Consider the following 15,971-nt stretch of genomic DNA (forward strand, 5'->3'; position numbering starts at 1 on the left):
GTGCGCGAAGCCTGGGGGAGAACTTGTTACGAGCCGGGGCGGCGCCACACGGCCAGCGTGGCGGCCAGCAGCCACATGCCGGCCGCGCAGCCGCGGTTCATCAGCCGGATGCCGCGCTGCGAGAGGAACCGCACGGCCTGCGTGCCGGCGCCCGCGTAGGCCAGCATCACGCAGGTGTCGAGCGCGACGAACACCGCGCCCAGCAGCAGGTACTGCGGGCCCTGCGGCTTCGTGATGTCGACGAACTGCGGCAGGAAGGCCGCGAAGAACAGCACCGTCTTCGGGTTCGACAGCGCCACCGCGAGGCTGCGCAGGAGGGCGATGCGCCCGTGCGGCCGCGCTTCGAGCGGCGACCTGGCCAGCGCGGTGCGCAGGTCGGTCGCCTCGCTGCGCCAGAGCTTGATGCCCAGCCAAACCAGATAGGCCACGCCGGCCACGCGGATGGCATTGAAGAGCCATTCGGAGGCCGCCAGCAGCGACCCCAGCCCGAGCGCCACGACCGCGATCAGCGTGCTGCTGCCCAGCGACGCTCCCGCGATGCCCCAGCTCGCGCGGCGCATGCCGCCTTCGATGCCGTTGGACAGCGCCAGCAGCATCGTCGGCCCGGGAATCAGGGCCAGCGCCAGCGAGGCGACGACGTAGATCAGCAGGGTGTCGAGCGTCATGCTTTGCCAGCGGGAGGGCGTCGCTGCAGGGAGGCGGCGCGGGCGCGCGCCAGGGCGGCCTCGACGATGGAGCGCTTGCGGGCGTCGGCGTCCTGGGGGGCTTCGGCTTCGGGGACTGTTTCGGCAAGGCGGGCGTCGGTGTTGCGGTGCCTGCCGTGCACCTCGTAGCGGGCGCGTGCGCTGTCGGCCTGCTCGGCCGACCAGGCCTGCCAGCCGCTGCGGCCCGGCGTTTCGACCTCGAGCGAGATGCAATCGACGGGGCAGACCGGAATGCACAGCTCGCAGCCCGTGCAATGGGCCTCGATCACCGTGTGCATGCGCTTGTTGATGCCCACGATGGCGTCGGTGGGGCAGGCGTCGAGGCACAGCGTGCAGCCGATGCACCAGGCCTCGTCGATCACGGCCATGGCGCGCGGGCCTTCGATGCCGAACTGGGGATCGAGGGGCAGGGCTGGGCGGCCGGTGATGCGGGAGAGCCGCTCTATGCCTTCGGCGCCGCCCGGCGGGCACTGGTTGATGCCGGCCTCGCCGTCGGCCACGGCCTGCGCGTAGCCTGCGCAATCCGGGTAGCCGCAACGTGTGCACTGCGTCTGAGGCAGTGCGTCGTTGATGCGTGCGGCGAGCCCGTTCACCTGGCTGTTGTCGTCGATGCGCGGCCGCCTCAGGAGGCGGCGCGCTTCTTCGCTGCCACGGTGGCGGTCTTCTTCGCCGGCGCCTTCTTGGCAGCGACCGAAGCGGGAATCCTGCGCCCGGGCTTGACGGTGTCTTCGGCGCCCAGGCCGCCGCGGCTGCTGGCGCGGCTTTGCGGCTGGTCATTGGCGGCGATGAACTTCAGCATCTTGGGGTAGACCAGTTCGCGCCAGCGGCGGCCGCTGAAGATGCCGTAGTGACCGGCGCCCTTGACCTCGTAGTGCTCGCGCTTGTCGTTCGCGATGCCGGTGCACAGGCTGTGCGCGGCCTCGGTCTGGCCCGAGCCCGAGATGTCGTCGAGCTCGCCTTCGACGGTGAGCAGGGCGGTCGAGCGGATGTCCTGCGGGCGCACGCGCTCCAGCTGGCCCTTGGGGTTGCGCACATCCCACGTGCCGTTGACCAGGTCGAACTCCTGGAACACCGTGCGGATGGTCTCGAGGTAGTAATCGGCGTCCATGTCGAGCACGGCGTTGTACTCGTCGTAGAACTTGCGGTGGGCCTCGGCGCTGGCGTCGTCGCCCTTGATCAGGTTCTTGAAGTAGTCGTAGTGACTGCTGGCGTGGCGGTCGGGGTTCATCGCCACGAAGCCGGTGTGCTGCAGGAAGCCCGGATACACCCTGCGGCCCTCGCCAGGGAAGCCTTGCGGCACGCGATAGATCACGTTGTTCTCGAACCACTCGAAGCTCTTGTTCATCGCGAGGTTGTTCACCGCGGTGGGCGACTTTCGAGCGTCGATGGGGCCGCCCATCATCGTCATGGTGAGCGGCAGGGCCTCGCCGCGGCTGGCCATGAGCGAGACGGCCGCGAGCACCGGCACGGTCGGCTGGCACACGCTCACCACGTGGCAGTTGCCGTATTCGGCCTGCAGGCGGCGGATGAATTCCTGCACGTAGTTGACGTAGTCGTCGAGGTGGAACTCGCCTTCGGCGAGCGGCACCATGCGTGCGTTCTTCCAGTCGGTGATGTAGACCTTGTGATCCTGCAGCATGGTGCGCACGGTGTCGCGCAGCAGCGTGGCGTAGTGGCCCGACAGGGGCGCCACGATCAGCACCACGGGCTGGCTCTTGAGCGTCTTGAGGGTGTGCGGATCGTCCGTGAAGCGCTTGAAGCGGCGCAGCTCGCAGAAGGGTTTGTCGAACTCGACGACCTCCTGGATCACCACTTCCGCGCCATCGACCTTGACCGACTTGATGTTGAACTCGGGCTTCTCGTAGTCCTTGCCCAGGCGGTAGAGCAGGTCGTAGCTCGCGGCCATGCGCTGGGAGATCGGAAGCTGGCCCCACACGGCACCAGGGCTGTAGAGCTTGGAGGCCGCCTGTGCGAAGTCCGCAAACGGCTCCATCAGGGAACGCTGGGCTTCGTAGAGTTGATAGAGCATCGGAGGTCTTGGAGTGGAATGTTGCGGCGCAATATATCAGCGCATCCGCTGCGTTGCAGGAGGCCTAACCCCTACATTCACTCGCCGCCGGGGCTCTTCCGGGAAAGAGTGTGAAGGAATCGTCGCCCGTGGCGGATTCCCTCACACATTGCTGTCACCTAGATGACTTTGGCGATCGAAGCGCAGACGTGCTCGATGTTCTTGCTGTTGAGCGCGGCCACGCACATGCGGCCGGTGTCGGTGCCGTACACGCCGAACTCGCTGCGCAGGCGCACCATCTGGTCCTTGGTGAGGCCCGAGTAGCTGAACATGCCGATCTGGGTGGTGATGAAGCTCATGTCTTCCTTCACGCCGGCGGCCTTCAGGCCGTCGACCAGCGCCTGGCGCATGGCCTTGATGCGCACGCGCATCTCGCCCAGTTCCTTCTCCCAGAGGGCGCGCAGCTCGGGATTGCCGAGCACCGCGGCCACCACGGCGCCGCCGTGCGTGGGCGGGTTGCTGTAGTTGGTGCGGATGGCGATCTTGAGCTGCGACAGCACGCGGGCGGCTTCTTCCTTGTTCTCGCACAGCACCGACAGGGCGCCGACGCGCTCGCCGTAGAGACTGAAGCTCTTGGAGAACGAGGTCGAGACGAAGAAGGTCAGGCCGGCAGCCACGAACTTGGCGACGGCCGCGCCGTCTTCCTTCAGGCCGTAGCCGAAGCCCTGGTAGGCCATGTCGAGGAAGGGCACCAGGCCCTTGGCCTTGACGGCGGCGACCACCTGGTCCCACTGGGCCGGGGTGATGTCGTAGCCGGTCGGGTTGTGGCAGCAGGCGTGCAGCACGACGATGGTGCCGGCGGGAGCTGCGTTGAGCGCGGCCAGCATGCCGTCGAAGTTGATGCCGCGCTTGGCGGCGTCGTAGTAGGGGTAGCTCTCGACTTCGAAGCCGGCGTTGGTGAAGAGCGCGCGGTGGTTTTCCCAGCTCGGGTCGCTGATCAGCACCTTGGCGTTGGGGTTGAGCTTCTTCAGGAAGTCGGCGCCGACCTTCAGGCCACCCGTGCCGCCGATGGCCTGGATGGTGGCGACGCGGCCGGAGGTGACGGGCTCGCTGTCGGCACCGAAGACCAGCGCCTTGACGGCGTTGTCGTAGGCGGCGATGCCGTCGATGGGGAGGTAGCCGCGCGCGGTGGGCGCTTTCATCATGTTCTGCTCGGCCGCCTGCACGCACTGCAGCAGGGGCAGCTTGCCGTTGTCGTCGTAATAGACGCCGACGCCGAGATTGACCTTGTTGGGGTTGGTGTCGGCTGCGAATTGTTCGTTGAGGCCGAGGATCGGGTCGCGCGGTGCCATTTCGACCGCGGTGAACATAGACATGGAAAGGTCCTTTGGGATGAAAGCTGCGCTGCAACCGGATGAGGCTTTATGCTTTCCGGTTGCCTTGAATTTTACCGGCGCGAGCGCCACCTGTCGGGAACAGCCATGCCAGAGAACAACGAAGCCATAGCAGACCTGAAGAAACTCGACCCGATCGGGCCGGCGAAACAGGGCGAATTCGTCAAATTTCCCGGCTCGCCCTTCGAGCTCTACCAGCCCTATCCGCCTGCCGGCGACCAGCCCGCGGCCATCGAGGGGCTGGTGGAGGGCGTGAAGGACGGCGAGTCGTTCCAGACCCTGCTGGGCGTGACCGGCTCGGGCAAGACCTTCACCATGGCCAATGTGATCGCCCGCATGGGCCGTCCCGCCATCGTGTTCGCGCCCAACAAGACACTGGCGGCGCAGCTGTACAGCGAGTTCCGCGAGTTCTTCCCCAAGAACGCCGTGGAGTACTTCGTCAGCTACTACGACTACTACCAGCCCGAGGCCTACGTGCCGCAGCGCGACCTGTTCATCGAGAAGGACTCGTCGATCAACGAGCACATCGAGCAGATGCGCCTGTCGGCCACTAAGAGCGTGCTGGAGCGGCGCGACACGGTCATCGTGGCCACGGTGAGCGCGATCTACGGCATCGGTACCCCCGAGGACTACATGGAGATGCGGCTGATTGCCCGCGTCGGCGACAAGGTCGGCCAGCGCGACCTCATCTCGCAGCTGATCCGCATGCAGTACACGCGCAACGAGCAGGACTTCGCGCGCGGCACGTTCCGGGTGCGCGGAGACACCATCGACGTGTTTCCGGCCGAGCACAGCGAGCTGGCGATCCGATTCGAGCTGTTCGACGACGAGATCGAGTCGCTGCAGCTCTTCGACCCGCTGACCGGGCGCATCCGGCAGAAGGTCCCGCGCTTCACCGTGTACCCGTCGAGCCACTACGTGACGCCGCGCGACAAGGTGCTGGCGGCGGTGGAGACCATCAAGATCGAACTGGCCGAGCGGCTCAAGGAACTGGTCGGCGCCGGCAAGCTGGTGGAGGCGCAGCGGCTGGAGCAGCGCACGCGCTTCGACCTGGAGATGCTGTCGGAAATCGGTCACTGCAAGGGCATCGAGAACTACACGCGGCACCTTTCGGGCGCCGCCCCGGGCGACCCGCCCCCCACGCTGACCGACTATCTGCCGAAGGACGCCCTGATGTTCCTCGACGAGAGCCACCAGATGGTCGGCCAGCTCGGCGGCATGTACAACGGCGACCGCGCGCGCAAGCTCACGCTGGTCGAGTACGGCTTCCGCCTGCCGAGCGCCCTGGACAACCGGCCGCTCAAGCTGGAGGAGTTCGAGGCCCGCGTGCGGCAGTGCATCTTCGTGTCGGCCACGCCGGCGCAGTACGAGAAGGACCATGCCGGCAACGTGGTTGAGCAGCTGGTGCGGCCTACCGGTCTGATCGACCCCGAGGTCGAGGTGCGTCCCGCCACCCACCAGGTCGACGACGTGCTGGGCGAGATACGCACGCGCGTCGAGAAGAACGAGCGGGTGCTGATCACCACGCTGACCAAGCGCATGGCCGAGCAGTTGACCGACTACCTGGGCGACAACGGCGTGAAGGTGCGCTACCTGCACAGCGACGTCGATACGGTGGAGCGGGTGGAGATCCTGCGCGACCTGCGGCTGGGCACATTCGACGTGCTGGTGGGCATCAACCTGCTGCGCGAGGGGCTGGACATTCCGGAGGTGTCGCTGGTGGCGATCCTCGATGCCGACAAGGAAGGCTTCCTGCGCGCGGAGCGCTCGCTGATCCAGACCATCGGCCGCGCCGCGCGGAACCTGAACGGCAAGGCGATCCTCTACGCCGACAGGATGACCGACTCGATGAAGAAGGCCATCGACGAAACCGAACGCCGCCGCGCCCGCCAGATCGCGTACAACGAGGCCAACGGCATCACGCCGCGCAGCATCGTCAAGCAGGTGCGCGACCTGATCGACGGCGTCTACAGCGAAAAGAGCGGCAAGGAGGCCGCCAAGCTCGACCTGGAACGCGCCAAGGTCGAGGACATGAGCGAGAAGGACATCTCCCGGGAGATCAAGCGGCTCGAAAAGCAGATGCTGGAGCACGCCCGCAATCTCGAGTTCGAGAAGGCGGCCCGCGTCCGCGACCAGCTGGCCCTGCTTCGGGAGCAGGCTTTCGGGGCTTCCGGCGGCGACAACATCGTCAGCATCGGGAAGTAGCGCGAACGTCTTCAAGCCCGGATCGGGCCGCGCTGGGGTTTACCCGAGCAGACCTCGGGGCCTTCTGTTATACTTGAGCGAAATACTCAACAACAACCAGAAGAACTTCGCGATGAAGGACCGACTCCTACCGACTGGTTCACCAGCGTCAAGGGTCGGGCAGGGCGGAGACGAAGTCACCGCGGTCCTGGACCAAGGTGTCGTTTCAACGGTAAGCACTTGAAGGAGCTTGCGATGCGTCTCACTACCAAAGGCCGTTTTGCGGTCACAGCCATGATCGATCTGGCGTTGCGTCAGAACACCGGTCCGGTCACGCTGGCCGCGATCAGCCAGCGGCAGCAGATCTCGCTGTCGTACCTCGAACAGCTGTTCGGCAAGCTGCGCCGCCACGAGCTGGTCGAGTCGACCCGTGGCCCCGGCGGCGGCTACAGTCTCGGCCGCAAGGCCGCGGACATCACCGTGGCCGACATCATCGTTTCCGTCGACGAACCCATCGACGCCACCCAGTGCGGCGGCAAGGAAAACTGCCTCGGCGAAGCCGGCCGTTGCATGACCCACGAGCTCTGGGCCTCGCTGAACCAGCGCATGGTCGAGTTCCTCGACTCCGTCACGCTGCAGAAGCTGGTCGACGACCAGATCGCCAAGGGCGTGCAGATCGAGAACAAGCCGGTCGTCAAGCGCGCGATCTCCGCGCAGCCGGTGGTCAAGCCGATTCGCGTGAACGCGCCGAATTCGGTGTTCGCGCTCGGGAACGCTTTCGCCAAGTCCTGATAGCGCCGAGTCAGAGTCCCGGCGGCGCCTTCGGGCGCCAGCCTGAGCAGCCCAGATCAAAGAACAACCCCCACGCCAGCACGAGCCAGCCATGGACGTAACTCCTCATTTCCCGATCTATCTCGATTACGGCGCGACCACGCCGGTCGACCCTCGTGTGGTCGACGCCATGATTCCCTGGTTGCGCGAGCACTTCGGCAACCCGGCGTCGCGCAGCCACGCATGGGGCTGGGAGGCTGAAGAGGCGGTCGAGAAGGCGCGCGGCCAGGTGGCGGAGCTGATCAACGCCGACCCGCGCGAGATCGTCTGGACCTCGGGCGCCACGGAGTCGATCAACCTCGCCCTCAAGGGCGCGGCCAATTTCTACAAGGGCAAGGGCAAGCACCTCATCACCCTGAAGACCGAGCACAAGGCCGTGCTCGACACCATGCGCGAACTGGAGCGCCAGGGCTTCGAGGTCACCTACCTCGACGTCGAGGAAAACGGGCTCGTCGACCTGGAGAAGTTCAAGGCGGCGATCCGTCCCGACACCATCTTGGTCAGCGTGCTCTTCGTGAACAACGAAATCGGCGTGATCCAGGATGTGGTCTCCATCGGCAACATCTGCCGCGAGAAGGGCATCGTCTTCCACGTCGACGCTGCCCAGGCCACCGGCAAGATCGACATCGACGTCACGAAGCTGCCCATCGACCTGATGAGCCTGGCTTCGCACAAGACCTATGGCCCCAAGGGCATCGGCGCGCTGTTCGTGCGACGCAAGCCGCGCGTGCGCCTGGAAGCGCAGATGCACGGTGGTGGCCATGAGCGCGGCATGCGCTCGGGCACGCTGCCCACGCACCAGATCGTCGGCATGGGCGAGGCCTACCGCATCGCCAAGCTGGAGATGCACAAGGACATCGAACACGCGCGCCGCCTGCAGAAGCGCCTGCTCGACGGCCTGAAGGACATCGAGCAGGTGTTCATCAACGGCGACCTCGAACACCGCGTGCCGCACAACCTGAACATGAGCTTCAACTACGTCGAGGGCGAGTCGCTGATCATGGGCATCAAGGGCTTGGCGGTGTCGTCGGGTTCGGCCTGCACCTCGGCCAGCCTCGAGCCCAGCTACGTGCTGCGCGCCCTGGGCCGCAGCGACGAGCTGGCCCACAGCAGCCTGCGCATGACCATCGGCCGCTTCACGACCGAAGAAGAAATCGACTACGCCATTTCGACCATCAAGCACAACGTTGCCAAGCTGCGCGAGCTGAGCCCCCTGTGGGAGATGTTCCAGGACGGCGTCGACATCAGCACGATCCAGTGGTCGGCCCACTGACCCGGGAAACGACAGGTCAGGCCCGCACCAGGCACCACGATTGAACAAAGTTTGAGAGGTACACCATGGCATATTCTTCCAAGGTCATCGACCACTACGAGAACCCGCGCAACGTCGGCTCCTTCGAAAAGGGCGACGACTCCGTCGGCACCGGCATGGTCGGCGCACCGGCCTGCGGCGACGTGATGAAGCTGCAGATCAAGGTCAACCCCGAAACCGGCGTGATCGAAGACGCACGCTTCAAGACCTACGGCTGCGGCTCGGCCATCGCCTCGTCGTCGCTCGTGACCGAATGGGTCAAGGGCAAGACGCTCGACGAAGCGGCTGCGCTCAAGAACGCGCAGATCGCCGAAGAACTGGCACTGCCGCCGGTGAAGATCCACTGCTCCATCCTGGCCGAAGACGCCATCAAGGCAGCGGTGAACGACTACAAGGCCAAGCACGGCGCGAAGACCGAAACCAGTGCCGCTGCCGAAGCTGTCCACTGACATGGCCGTCACGCTGACTGAAGCCGCTGCCCGACACGTCACCCGCTACCTCGGCAAGAGGGGCAAGGGGGTGGGTGTGCGGCTGGGCGTGAAGACCACGGGTTGCTCGGGCCTGGCCTACAAGCTCGAGTACGTGGACGAACTGGCGCCGGAGGACGTGGTCTTCGAAGACCACGGCGTGAAGGTGCTCGTCGATCCGAAGAGCCTTGCCTATATCGACGGTACGCAGCTCGACTTCGTACGCGAGGGCCTGAACGAGGGCTTCAAGTTCAACAACCCCAACGAACGCGACCGCTGCGGCTGCGGGGAAAGCTTCCGCATCTGAGCTGATGCGCCGTCGCTGACTGCGACCACGGCCGCCAACACGTCATGTGCTGGCGGTTTTTTCTTGCCATGAACCTGAACGACACCGACTTTCAACTGTTCGCCGTCCCGGCGACCTTCGCGCAGGAACGCGAGGTGCTCGACGCGCGCTGGAAGGAACTGCAGCGCAAGGCCCACCCGGACCGCTTCGCCGCGCAGGGCGCTGCGGCGCAGCGCGTGGCCATGCAGTGGTCGGTGCGCATCAACGAGGCCTACCAGCGGCTGAAGGACCCGATCCGGCGCGCCAGCTACATCTGCGAGCTGAACGGCGCGCCGCTCGACGCCGAGAACAACACGGCAATGCCGCCCGAGTTCCTGATGCAGCAGATGGAATGGCGCGAGTCGCTCGACGAGGTGGCTGACATCGCTTCGCTCGAAAAGCTCCATGCGGAGGTGGAGGCCGGCCGCGCGAAGGCGCTGTCGTCGCTCGACTGGCTCATCGACGAGAAGGGCGATTACCCCGCCGCAGCCAAGCAGGTGAGAGCCCTCATGTTCATTGAGCGCTTCGCGCAGGACGTCGAAGCCAAGTTCGATCAGTTGGGACAATAGACGCATGGCTCTTCTCCAGATTTCAGAACCCGGCCAGGCGCCCGATCCGCATCAGCGCCGCATCGCAGTCGGCATCGACCTGGGCACCACGCACTCGCTGGTCGCCTCGGTGCGCAACGGCGTGGCCGAATGCCTGCCCGACGACCAGGGACGCCTGCTGCTGCCTTCGGCGGTGCGCTACCTCGAAGGCGATCGCCGCCAGATCGGGTACGACGCGCTGGCTGCGCGCGCGCAGGACCCGGCCAACACCATCACCTCTGTGAAGCGCCTGATGGGCCGCGGGCTGGCCGACATCGCGAACCGTGAGTCGATGTCGTACCGCATCGGCAGCGGCGACGGCGGCATGGTCAAGGTGCAGACGCTCGCGGGCGAGAAGTCGCCGGTCGAGATCAGTGCCGAGATCCTTGCCACGCTGCGCTTCCGCGCGGAAGACACCTTCGACGACGAGCTCTACGGCGCCGTCATCACCGTGCCGGCGTACTTCGACGAAGGCCAGCGCCAGGCGACCAAGGACGCCGCGCAGCTCGCCGGCCTCAACGTGCTGCGCCTGATCAGCGAGCCGACGGCCGCGGCCATCGCCTACGGCCTGGACAACGCGAGCGAAGGCGTCTACGCGGTGTACGACTTGGGCGGCGGCACCTTCGACATCTCGATCCTGCGTCTCACGCAGGGCGTGTTCGAGGTGATCGCCACCGGCGGCGACTCGGCCCTCGGCGGCGACGACTACGACCATGCGCTGACGGATTTCGTGCTTGCGCAGACGGGCGTGCAAGCCGCCAGCGACGCCGACAAGGCCGCGCTGCTCGTGGCCGCCCGTGCCGCGAAAGAGGCGCTGACCGATTCGGAGACGGTCGTGTTCAAGGCCGAAGTCGCAGGCAAGACGGTTTCGCTCGACGTCACGCGCGAGCAGTTCTACTCGACCACCCAAGCGCTCACCGATCGCACCATTGCTGCCGTGCGAAAGGCGCTGCGCGACGCGAAGCTCAAGGCGGAAGAACTGAAGGGCATCGTTCTGGTCGGCGGCTCCACGCGCATGCCGCAGGTTCGCCGCGCGGTGGCCGATTTCTTCGGCCGCGAGCCGCTGGTGAACCTGAACCCTGACGAAGTCGTGGCGCTGGGCGCCGCCATCCAGGCCAACCAGCTCGCCGGCAACAACGGTGCGGGCGAACTGCTGCTGCTCGACGTGATCCCGCTGTCGCTCGGCATCGAGACCATGGGCGGGCTCGTCGAGCGCATCGTGCCTCGCAACCAGACCATCCCGACCGCGATGGCGCAGGACTTCACCACCTACCAGGACGGCCAGACCGCACTGGCGCTGCACGTGGTGCAGGGCGAGCGCGACCTGGTGACCGACTGCCGAAGCCTCGCGCGCTTCACGCTGCGCGGCATTCCGCCGATGGCCGCCGGTGCGGCGCGCATCCGCGTGACCTTCACGGTCGACGCCGACGGCCTGCTGAGCGTGAGCGCGAAGGAGCAGACCAGCGGCGTCGAGGCCAGCGTGGCGGTCAAGCCCTCGTACGGCCTGTCGGACGACCAGATCGCGACCATGCTGCAGGAGAGCTTCTCCACTGCGCAGCAGGACATGCAGGCCCGCGCACTGGTCGAGGCGCGCGTCGATGCTGATCGCATGCTGCTGGCCACGCAGAGCGCGCTCGATGCCGATGGCGACCTGCTGAGCGACGAGGAGCGCGCGGCCATCGACGCATCGATGGCCCAGTTGCGCGAAGCCGCCAAGGGCGGCAGCGAGGCCGCCGCCATCGAGGCAGCGACCAAGAAGCTGGCCGACGACACGGAAGCCTTCGCCGCACAGCGCATGAACGCGGGCATCGCGCGCGCGCTTGCCGGGCGCAAGGTCGAATCTCTCTAGAACAACGACATGCCCACGATCAAGATCTACCCGCATCCCGAGTACTGCCCCGAAGGCGCAGAAATCACCGCGCCCGCCGGCACCTCGATCTGCGAGGCGCTGCTCGACAACCACATCGACATCGAGCACGCCTGCGAGATGAGCTGCGCCTGCACCACCTGCCACGTGATCGTGCGCGAGGGCTTCAACTCGCTGAACGAGGCGGAAGAGGGCGAGGAAGACCTGCTCGACCGCGCCTGGGGCCTGGAGCCGCAGTCGCGCCTGAGTTGCCAGGCGATCCTTGCGCAGGAGAATGTGACGATCGAGATCCCGAAGTACTCGATCAACCACGCCAAGGAAAACCACTGATGAGCAGGGAGAGCACATGAGTCGCCAGATCGTCCTCGACACCGAAACCACCGGCCTTTCCGCCGAGAACGGCGATCGCATCATCGAGCTCGGCTGCGTGGAGCTGTTCAACCGAAAGCTCACCGGCAACGACCTGCACATCTATTTCAACCCGGAGCGCGAGAGCCACGAGGACGCGCTCAAGGTCCACGGCCTGACGACCGACTTCCTGCGCGACAAGCCGAAGTTCGGCACGCTGGCCAACGACATCGTCGAGTACCTGCGCGACGCCGAGATCATCATCCACAACGCGGCGTTCGACGTCGGTTTCCTCAACAAGGAGTTCGAGCGCGTGGGCCTGCCGCCGCTGCGCACCTTCGTCAGCGAAGTGACCGACACGCTGGCGATGGCCAAGCAGGTGTACCCGGGCAAGCGCAATTCGCTCGACGCGCTGTGCGACCGCTTCGGCGTCGACCGCTCCAACCGCACCTTCCACGGCGCCAAGCTCGACGCCCAGCTGCTGGCGGACGTCTACATCAACCTCACGCGCGGACAGGATGCGCTGCTCATCGACGTGGCGGCCGCGGAGCCCGTGCAGGGGACGACCGTCGTTGCCGTCGACCTGAGCCAGTTCGAACTGCCGGTGATCATGGCGGCCGAGCACGAGCTGACCGCGCACGAGGCCGTACTGGCCCAACTCGACAAATCCAGCGGTGGCCGAACGCTGTTTCGCGAAAACATTGCAGTTTCTTGAAAGCAGCTGAAAAGCTATGGCATAATCTGAGGCTTCGCAGAACGCGATACGTTTTCTAGGCACTGAGGCAAAAAGCAGCGGTGCCGAGGGCGGTTAGCTCAGGGGTAGAGCACAGCATTCACACTGCTGGGGTCGGAGGTTCGAAGCCTCCACCGCCCACCAAATCAAAAAGCGACCTGGATTTCCAGGTCGCTTTTTTGTTTTGTGCGCCCAACGCGCAGCGGGCTGTTCTCCGTGCCTCGTCTGGCTACTTCGTGTCGCCGAGCAGGTCGCCGCAGTCGTCGCACGCGAAGTACATCTTCTGCTCGCCGCATTGCACCGAGCCCGTCGCGCCCGCTCGGATCTGCCAGTCGCACGACTTGCCCTGGCGCAGCAGCGTGCCTTCTGCATAGCAGGGCGCCAGTTCGTAGTTGTCGTGCAGCGTCTTGTAGTCGACCTCGCGGGCTTTCGAGAAGAACTTCCGCGCTTGCCCGTGGTTGCGCGGCACGTCCGAGCTGCGGCAGGTGGCCGGCGAGTCCGAGTGGAAGTCGGCGACGTAGATGTTGCTGAACGCGGGGTCGCGCGTCGTCGCGCAGGATGCGAGGAGCATCGTGCCCACCGCGAGCCCCAGAGCACGGAGTCTCACTTCCATATCGCCGAGCTCGCTTCGCCAGGGTTCTTGTACGACACCGTCGGGTGCCTGTAGACATCCTCCGGCTTGAGGTTGAACTGCGCGTACAGCACGTCGATGAGCCATTGAAGCGAAGTGTTCTGCGCCGCGGTCACGGCCTCGTAGTTCCTGTCGTCGATGTGCATGCCGACCAGCTCGATGCCGATCGAATCGCCGTTCACCGGATAGCGGTCCGGGTAGGGCTTCGCGCGCTCGTGCGCGTCGATCGCGTTGATCTGGCTGACCCAAGACATCGCCAGCATCCTGGCCATGGCGCCCGTGTCGCAGGTGCTCCTGTCGATGGTCAGGCACTTCGACTTGATGAGCTTGCCGACGTGGTAGCAGCGCGCGAGGACGCTCGCCGTCTGGTAGATCTGGCCGTTCTTGTCGATGAGGAAGTGGGCGCCGTTGCCGCCCACCTGGTAGCCGTTGAGGCTGGATTCGGCAGTGGGCGAATCGGTCTGGTGGACCACGATGGCGGCCACGCCGGAGAGGGTGCCGTGTTCGATTCCTGGCGATCTTCGGAGGATTACCTTGGGGTCGATCAGCATCCCGTTTGCATCGATGGTGGACATTTTTCTCCCTGAAGAAAATGACGCGATGGCCGGTGCGATGACGCTTGTCTGCCGAAGGCGCCGGCAGCGCGAGGCAGTACAACACATCCGCAGTCGATGCCCAAGTCGCAGGAAGTAGTAACGCTGCCCTCGAGCGACACTGCGGCAGCGCAGTCATGACCATGACATGAAGCCTCGATCTCCACTGTCGGCACGCGCCGACGGCAAGTGCAGCCGAGTGCTGTCGATCTTTTCTCCCGCGAGGCTTAGAACCTGAGTGAAAGGAGCACTGCCATGGCCACTCATCCCGACATTCCGCCGCCTGTCGCACCGGATCTGCCCGTAGAGCCCGACGAAGGGCCAGAAAAGCAGCCCGACGAGCCGACCGATCCCGAGCCGCCGCCCTCGGTGCTGTGAGCCCGCGGCGCGCCGCTGCCGGTGCGAGCCGCGCTAAGCTCGCGCGATGGACGAAATAGATTGCGCCGTCATCGGCGGTGGTGTGGTTGGGCTGGCTGTCGCACGCGCGTTGGCGCTCGCGGGCCGGGAGGTGCTGGTGCTCGAGTCCGAAGGTGCCATCGGCACGGGAACGAGTTCGCGCAACAGCGAGGTCATTCATGCCGGCATCTACTATCCCCAGGGTTCGCTCAAGGCGAGACTCTGCGTGGAGGGCAAGCAGATGCTGTATGCCTATGCGGCCGAGCGCGGCGTGCCGCACCAGCGCTGCGGCAAGCTGATCGTGGCGACCTCTCCGGAGCAGGCGGCGCAGCTCGAAGCCATCCAGAAGAAGGCGGCTGCCAACGGCGTGGACGATCTGGTCCTGCTCACGGCGCAGCAGGCCATTGCCATGGAGCCGCAACTGCATTGCGTCGCGGCGCTCCATTCGCCGAGCACCGGCATCGTCGACAGCCACGCACTCATGCTGAGCCTGCTGGGCGACCTGGAGAACGCTGGCGGCATGCTGGCGCTGAAGTCGCCCATCACGCGCGCCGAGTGCGGCGATGGCGCGATCGTGCTGACGGCGGAAGACGGCACCGTGCTGCGTTGCCGCAGCGTGGTCAATGCGGCGGGACTGGGCGCTCCTGCACTGGCCCGGCGCTTCGAGGGCCTGCCGGCATCGTCGGTACCGAAGGAGTACTTCGCCAAGGGCAACTACTTCACCCTGTCGGGCCGTGCGCCTTTCAGCCGCCTCGTCTACCCGGTGCCCGAGCCGGGCGGGCTGGGCGTTCATCTTACGATCGACCTGGGTGGCCAGGCCAAGTTCGGGCCCGACGTCCAATGGGTGGCCTCGCCCGACGACCTGGTGGTGGATCCCTTGCGCGGCGAGGGTTTCTATGCCGAGGTTCGCAAGTACTGGCCCGCATTGCCGGACGGGGCGCTCATACCGGGCTATGCGGGCATGCGTCCCAAGATTTCCGGACCTGGCGAGCCGGCAGCCGACTTCATGATCGACGGGCCTGCGTCGCACGGCGTGCAGGGGCTGGTGAACCTCTTCGGCATCGAGTCGCCGGGCCTCACGAGCAGCCTGGCCATCGGGCGACACGTCGCCAGCATGCTGGCCGGAGCGTGATCGAGGAGGCTTCGGATGTCAGACGATACCCATCGTGCGACAAAGTCTGCACATCTGTAGCGCCCGAGGGCCTTTCGAGCCTGTAACATGACAGCACGCCACTTGCTGGCGCGAAGCCGCCGGCGCGGTGCCGGTGTCATCACGGAGGAAAGTTTCCAATGAGTGCATCCAAAAATCTTGAAGCAGCTGCCGAGGACATTGCAAGCGACGTGCGCGGCGTGCTGGCAAGCAAGGAGCTGGATTCGGTTCCCCACATCAAGGCGCTGCGCCAGCGCATCGACACCAAGCTGGCTATCGCACGCGAACTCGCGGCCGAGAAGAGCAAGCTCGCCGCCAAGAAGGCCCGCGAAGCGGCCAGCTCCGCCAACGCCTACGCCCACGACGAACCATGGCAGATCGCCGGTGCCGCACTGGCTGTCGGCGTGCTGGTGGGCCTGCTGCTTGGCCGCCGCTGACCTG

At 65.8% G+C, this 15,971-nt stretch carries 18 protein-coding genes and 1 tRNA gene; 13 read left to right on the forward strand and 6 right to left on the reverse strand.

Going from position 1 to position 15,971, the window contains the following annotated elements; all coding sequences use genetic code 11:
* Positions 1-26: 26 nt before the first annotated feature.
* From ACTJLF_RS07205 to ACTJLF_RS07220, 4 genes are all read right to left on the reverse strand, one after another.
* Positions 27-665, reverse strand: a complete 639-nt coding sequence (locus tag ACTJLF_RS07205; protein WP_440882756.1) for a LysE family translocator — start codon at positions 663-665, stop codon at positions 27-29.
* Positions 662-1,297, reverse strand: a complete 636-nt coding sequence (locus tag ACTJLF_RS07210; RefSeq protein WP_145759112.1) for an RnfABCDGE type electron transport complex subunit B — start codon at positions 1,295-1,297, stop codon at positions 662-664. The genes ACTJLF_RS07205 and ACTJLF_RS07210 overlap by 4 nt, the downstream gene beginning before the upstream one ends.
* Before the next feature lie 29 nt (positions 1,298-1,326).
* A complete protein-coding gene (locus tag ACTJLF_RS07215) occupies positions 1,327-2,733 on the reverse strand; it encodes a polyhydroxyalkanoate depolymerase (RefSeq protein ID WP_126184359.1) in 1,407 nt (468 codons plus the stop codon).
* A 158-nt stretch (positions 2,734-2,891) separates the two neighbouring features.
* The gene (locus ACTJLF_RS07220; RefSeq protein WP_126184358.1) at positions 2,892-4,088 is read right to left on the reverse strand and encodes an amino acid aminotransferase; all 1,197 of its coding nucleotides are present in this window, start codon (positions 4,086-4,088) and stop codon (positions 2,892-2,894) included.
* 105 nt (positions 4,089-4,193) lie between these two features.
* On the opposite strand from ACTJLF_RS07220, the gene uvrB reads away from it, so the two are divergent.
* The 10 genes from uvrB to ACTJLF_RS07270 all read left to right on the forward strand — a co-directional run bounded on the left by uvrB (position 4,194) and on the right by ACTJLF_RS07270 (position 12,904).
* On the forward strand, positions 4,194-6,311 hold the full coding sequence (uvrB, locus tag ACTJLF_RS07225; RefSeq protein ID WP_126184357.1) for an excinuclease ABC subunit UvrB: 2,118 nt from the start codon (positions 4,194-4,196) through the stop codon (positions 6,309-6,311).
* Positions 6,312-6,545: 234 nt separating this feature from the next.
* Entirely contained in the window at positions 6,546-7,082 is a 537-nt protein-coding gene (gene iscR, locus ACTJLF_RS07230) for a Fe-S cluster assembly transcriptional regulator IscR (RefSeq protein WP_007828186.1), read from the forward strand.
* A 91-nt stretch (positions 7,083-7,173) separates the two neighbouring features.
* Entirely contained in the window at positions 7,174-8,394 is a 1,221-nt protein-coding gene (locus tag ACTJLF_RS07235) for an IscS subfamily cysteine desulfurase (protein ID WP_126184356.1), read from the forward strand.
* A 65-nt stretch (positions 8,395-8,459) separates the two neighbouring features.
* Positions 8,460-8,882: a Fe-S cluster assembly scaffold IscU gene (iscU, locus tag ACTJLF_RS07240; RefSeq protein ID WP_440882757.1), complete on the forward strand. Its 423-nt coding sequence runs from the start codon at positions 8,460-8,462 to the stop codon at positions 8,880-8,882.
* A 1-nt stretch (position 8,883) separates the two neighbouring features.
* Positions 8,884-9,207, forward strand: coding sequence for an iron-sulfur cluster assembly protein IscA (gene iscA / locus ACTJLF_RS07245; protein ID WP_026346233.1), 324 nt, complete (start codon positions 8,884-8,886; stop codon positions 9,205-9,207).
* Between the two features lie 68 nt (positions 9,208-9,275).
* Positions 9,276-9,794, forward strand: coding sequence for a Fe-S protein assembly co-chaperone HscB (gene hscB / locus ACTJLF_RS07250; RefSeq protein ID WP_440882758.1), 519 nt, complete (start codon positions 9,276-9,278; stop codon positions 9,792-9,794).
* 4 nt (positions 9,795-9,798) lie between these two features.
* Positions 9,799-11,661: a Fe-S protein assembly chaperone HscA gene (hscA, locus tag ACTJLF_RS07255; RefSeq protein WP_440882759.1), complete on the forward strand. Its 1,863-nt coding sequence runs from the start codon at positions 9,799-9,801 to the stop codon at positions 11,659-11,661.
* A 9-nt stretch (positions 11,662-11,670) separates the two neighbouring features.
* On the forward strand, positions 11,671-12,009 hold the full coding sequence (fdx, locus tag ACTJLF_RS07260; protein ID WP_019653159.1) for an ISC system 2Fe-2S type ferredoxin: 339 nt from the start codon (positions 11,671-11,673) through the stop codon (positions 12,007-12,009).
* Between the two features lie 16 nt (positions 12,010-12,025).
* On the forward strand, positions 12,026-12,742 hold the full coding sequence (gene dnaQ / locus ACTJLF_RS07265) for a DNA polymerase III subunit epsilon (protein ID WP_019653158.1): 717 nt from the start codon (positions 12,026-12,028) through the stop codon (positions 12,740-12,742).
* An 87-nt stretch (positions 12,743-12,829) separates the two neighbouring features.
* Positions 12,830-12,904, forward strand: a tRNA-Val gene (locus ACTJLF_RS07270).
* A gap of 85 nt (positions 12,905-12,989) precedes the next feature.
* On the opposite strand, the gene ACTJLF_RS07275 is transcribed toward ACTJLF_RS07270, so the two are convergent.
* Both ACTJLF_RS07275 and ACTJLF_RS07280 read right to left on the reverse strand, forming a co-directional pair.
* Complete coding sequence (locus tag ACTJLF_RS07275; protein WP_354408043.1) at positions 12,990-13,373, reverse strand: hypothetical protein; 384 nt, start codon at positions 13,371-13,373, stop codon at positions 12,990-12,992.
* Complete coding sequence (locus ACTJLF_RS07280) at positions 13,364-13,966, reverse strand: peptidoglycan recognition protein family protein (protein ID WP_440882760.1); 603 nt, start codon at positions 13,964-13,966, stop codon at positions 13,364-13,366. The genes ACTJLF_RS07275 and ACTJLF_RS07280 overlap by 10 nt, the downstream gene beginning before the upstream one ends.
* Before the next feature lie 273 nt (positions 13,967-14,239).
* On the opposite strand from ACTJLF_RS07280, the gene ACTJLF_RS07285 reads away from it, so the two are divergent.
* The 3 genes from ACTJLF_RS07285 (at position 14,240) to ACTJLF_RS07295 (ending at position 15,967) form a co-directional block, all read left to right on the forward strand.
* On the forward strand, positions 14,240-14,362 hold the full coding sequence (locus ACTJLF_RS07285) for a hypothetical protein (protein WP_019653155.1): 123 nt from the start codon (positions 14,240-14,242) through the stop codon (positions 14,360-14,362).
* Between the two features lie 46 nt (positions 14,363-14,408).
* Complete coding sequence (locus tag ACTJLF_RS07290) at positions 14,409-15,512, forward strand: NAD(P)/FAD-dependent oxidoreductase (protein ID WP_126184352.1); 1,104 nt, start codon at positions 14,409-14,411, stop codon at positions 15,510-15,512.
* Positions 15,513-15,670: 158 nt separating this feature from the next.
* Positions 15,671-15,967 (forward strand): glycine zipper domain-containing protein, encoded by a 297-nt coding sequence (locus ACTJLF_RS07295; protein ID WP_019653153.1) that lies wholly within the window; start codon positions 15,671-15,673, stop codon positions 15,965-15,967.
* Positions 15,968-15,971 lie beyond the last annotated feature (4 nt).

Source organism: Variovorax sp. 22077 (assembly GCF_052044195.1).
GTDB lineage: Bacteria > Pseudomonadota > Gammaproteobacteria > Burkholderiales > Burkholderiaceae_C > Variovorax > Variovorax atrisoli.

Coding starts and splice junctions, on each gene's coding strand:
- dnaQ (WP_019653158.1), top strand. CDS start 12,026: ATGAGTCGCCAGATCGTCCTCGACACCGAAACCACCGGCCTTTCCGCC.
- ACTJLF_RS07275 (WP_354408043.1), bottom strand. CDS start 13,373: ATGGAAGTGAGACTCCGTGCTCTGGGGCTCGCGGTGGGCACGATGCTC.
- ACTJLF_RS07290 (WP_126184352.1), top strand. CDS start 14,409: ATGGACGAAATAGATTGCGCCGTCATCGGCGGTGGTGTGGTTGGGCTG.
- hscB (WP_440882758.1), top strand. CDS start 9,276: ATGAACCTGAACGACACCGACTTTCAACTGTTCGCCGTCCCGGCGACC.
- fdx (WP_019653159.1), top strand. CDS start 11,671: ATGCCCACGATCAAGATCTACCCGCATCCCGAGTACTGCCCCGAAGGC.
- ACTJLF_RS07280 (WP_440882760.1), bottom strand. CDS start 13,966: ATGTCCACCATCGATGCAAACGGGATGCTGATCGACCCCAAGGTAATC.
- iscA (WP_026346233.1), top strand. CDS start 8,884: ATGGCCGTCACGCTGACTGAAGCCGCTGCCCGACACGTCACCCGCTAC.
- hscA (WP_440882759.1), top strand. CDS start 9,799: ATGGCTCTTCTCCAGATTTCAGAACCCGGCCAGGCGCCCGATCCGCAT.
- ACTJLF_RS07215 (WP_126184359.1), bottom strand. CDS start 2,733: ATGCTCTATCAACTCTACGAAGCCCAGCGTTCCCTGATGGAGCCGTTT.
- iscU (WP_440882757.1), top strand. CDS start 8,460: ATGGCATATTCTTCCAAGGTCATCGACCACTACGAGAACCCGCGCAAC.
- ACTJLF_RS07220 (WP_126184358.1), bottom strand. CDS start 4,088: ATGTCTATGTTCACCGCGGTCGAAATGGCACCGCGCGACCCGATCCTC.
- uvrB (WP_126184357.1), top strand. CDS start 4,194: ATGCCAGAGAACAACGAAGCCATAGCAGACCTGAAGAAACTCGACCCG.
- ACTJLF_RS07285 (WP_019653155.1), top strand. CDS start 14,240: ATGGCCACTCATCCCGACATTCCGCCGCCTGTCGCACCGGATCTGCCC.
- ACTJLF_RS07235 (WP_126184356.1), top strand. CDS start 7,174: ATGGACGTAACTCCTCATTTCCCGATCTATCTCGATTACGGCGCGACC.
- iscR (WP_007828186.1), top strand. CDS start 6,546: ATGCGTCTCACTACCAAAGGCCGTTTTGCGGTCACAGCCATGATCGAT.
- ACTJLF_RS07295 (WP_019653153.1), top strand. CDS start 15,671: ATGAGTGCATCCAAAAATCTTGAAGCAGCTGCCGAGGACATTGCAAGC.
- ACTJLF_RS07205 (WP_440882756.1), bottom strand. CDS start 665: ATGACGCTCGACACCCTGCTGATCTACGTCGTCGCCTCGCTGGCGCTG.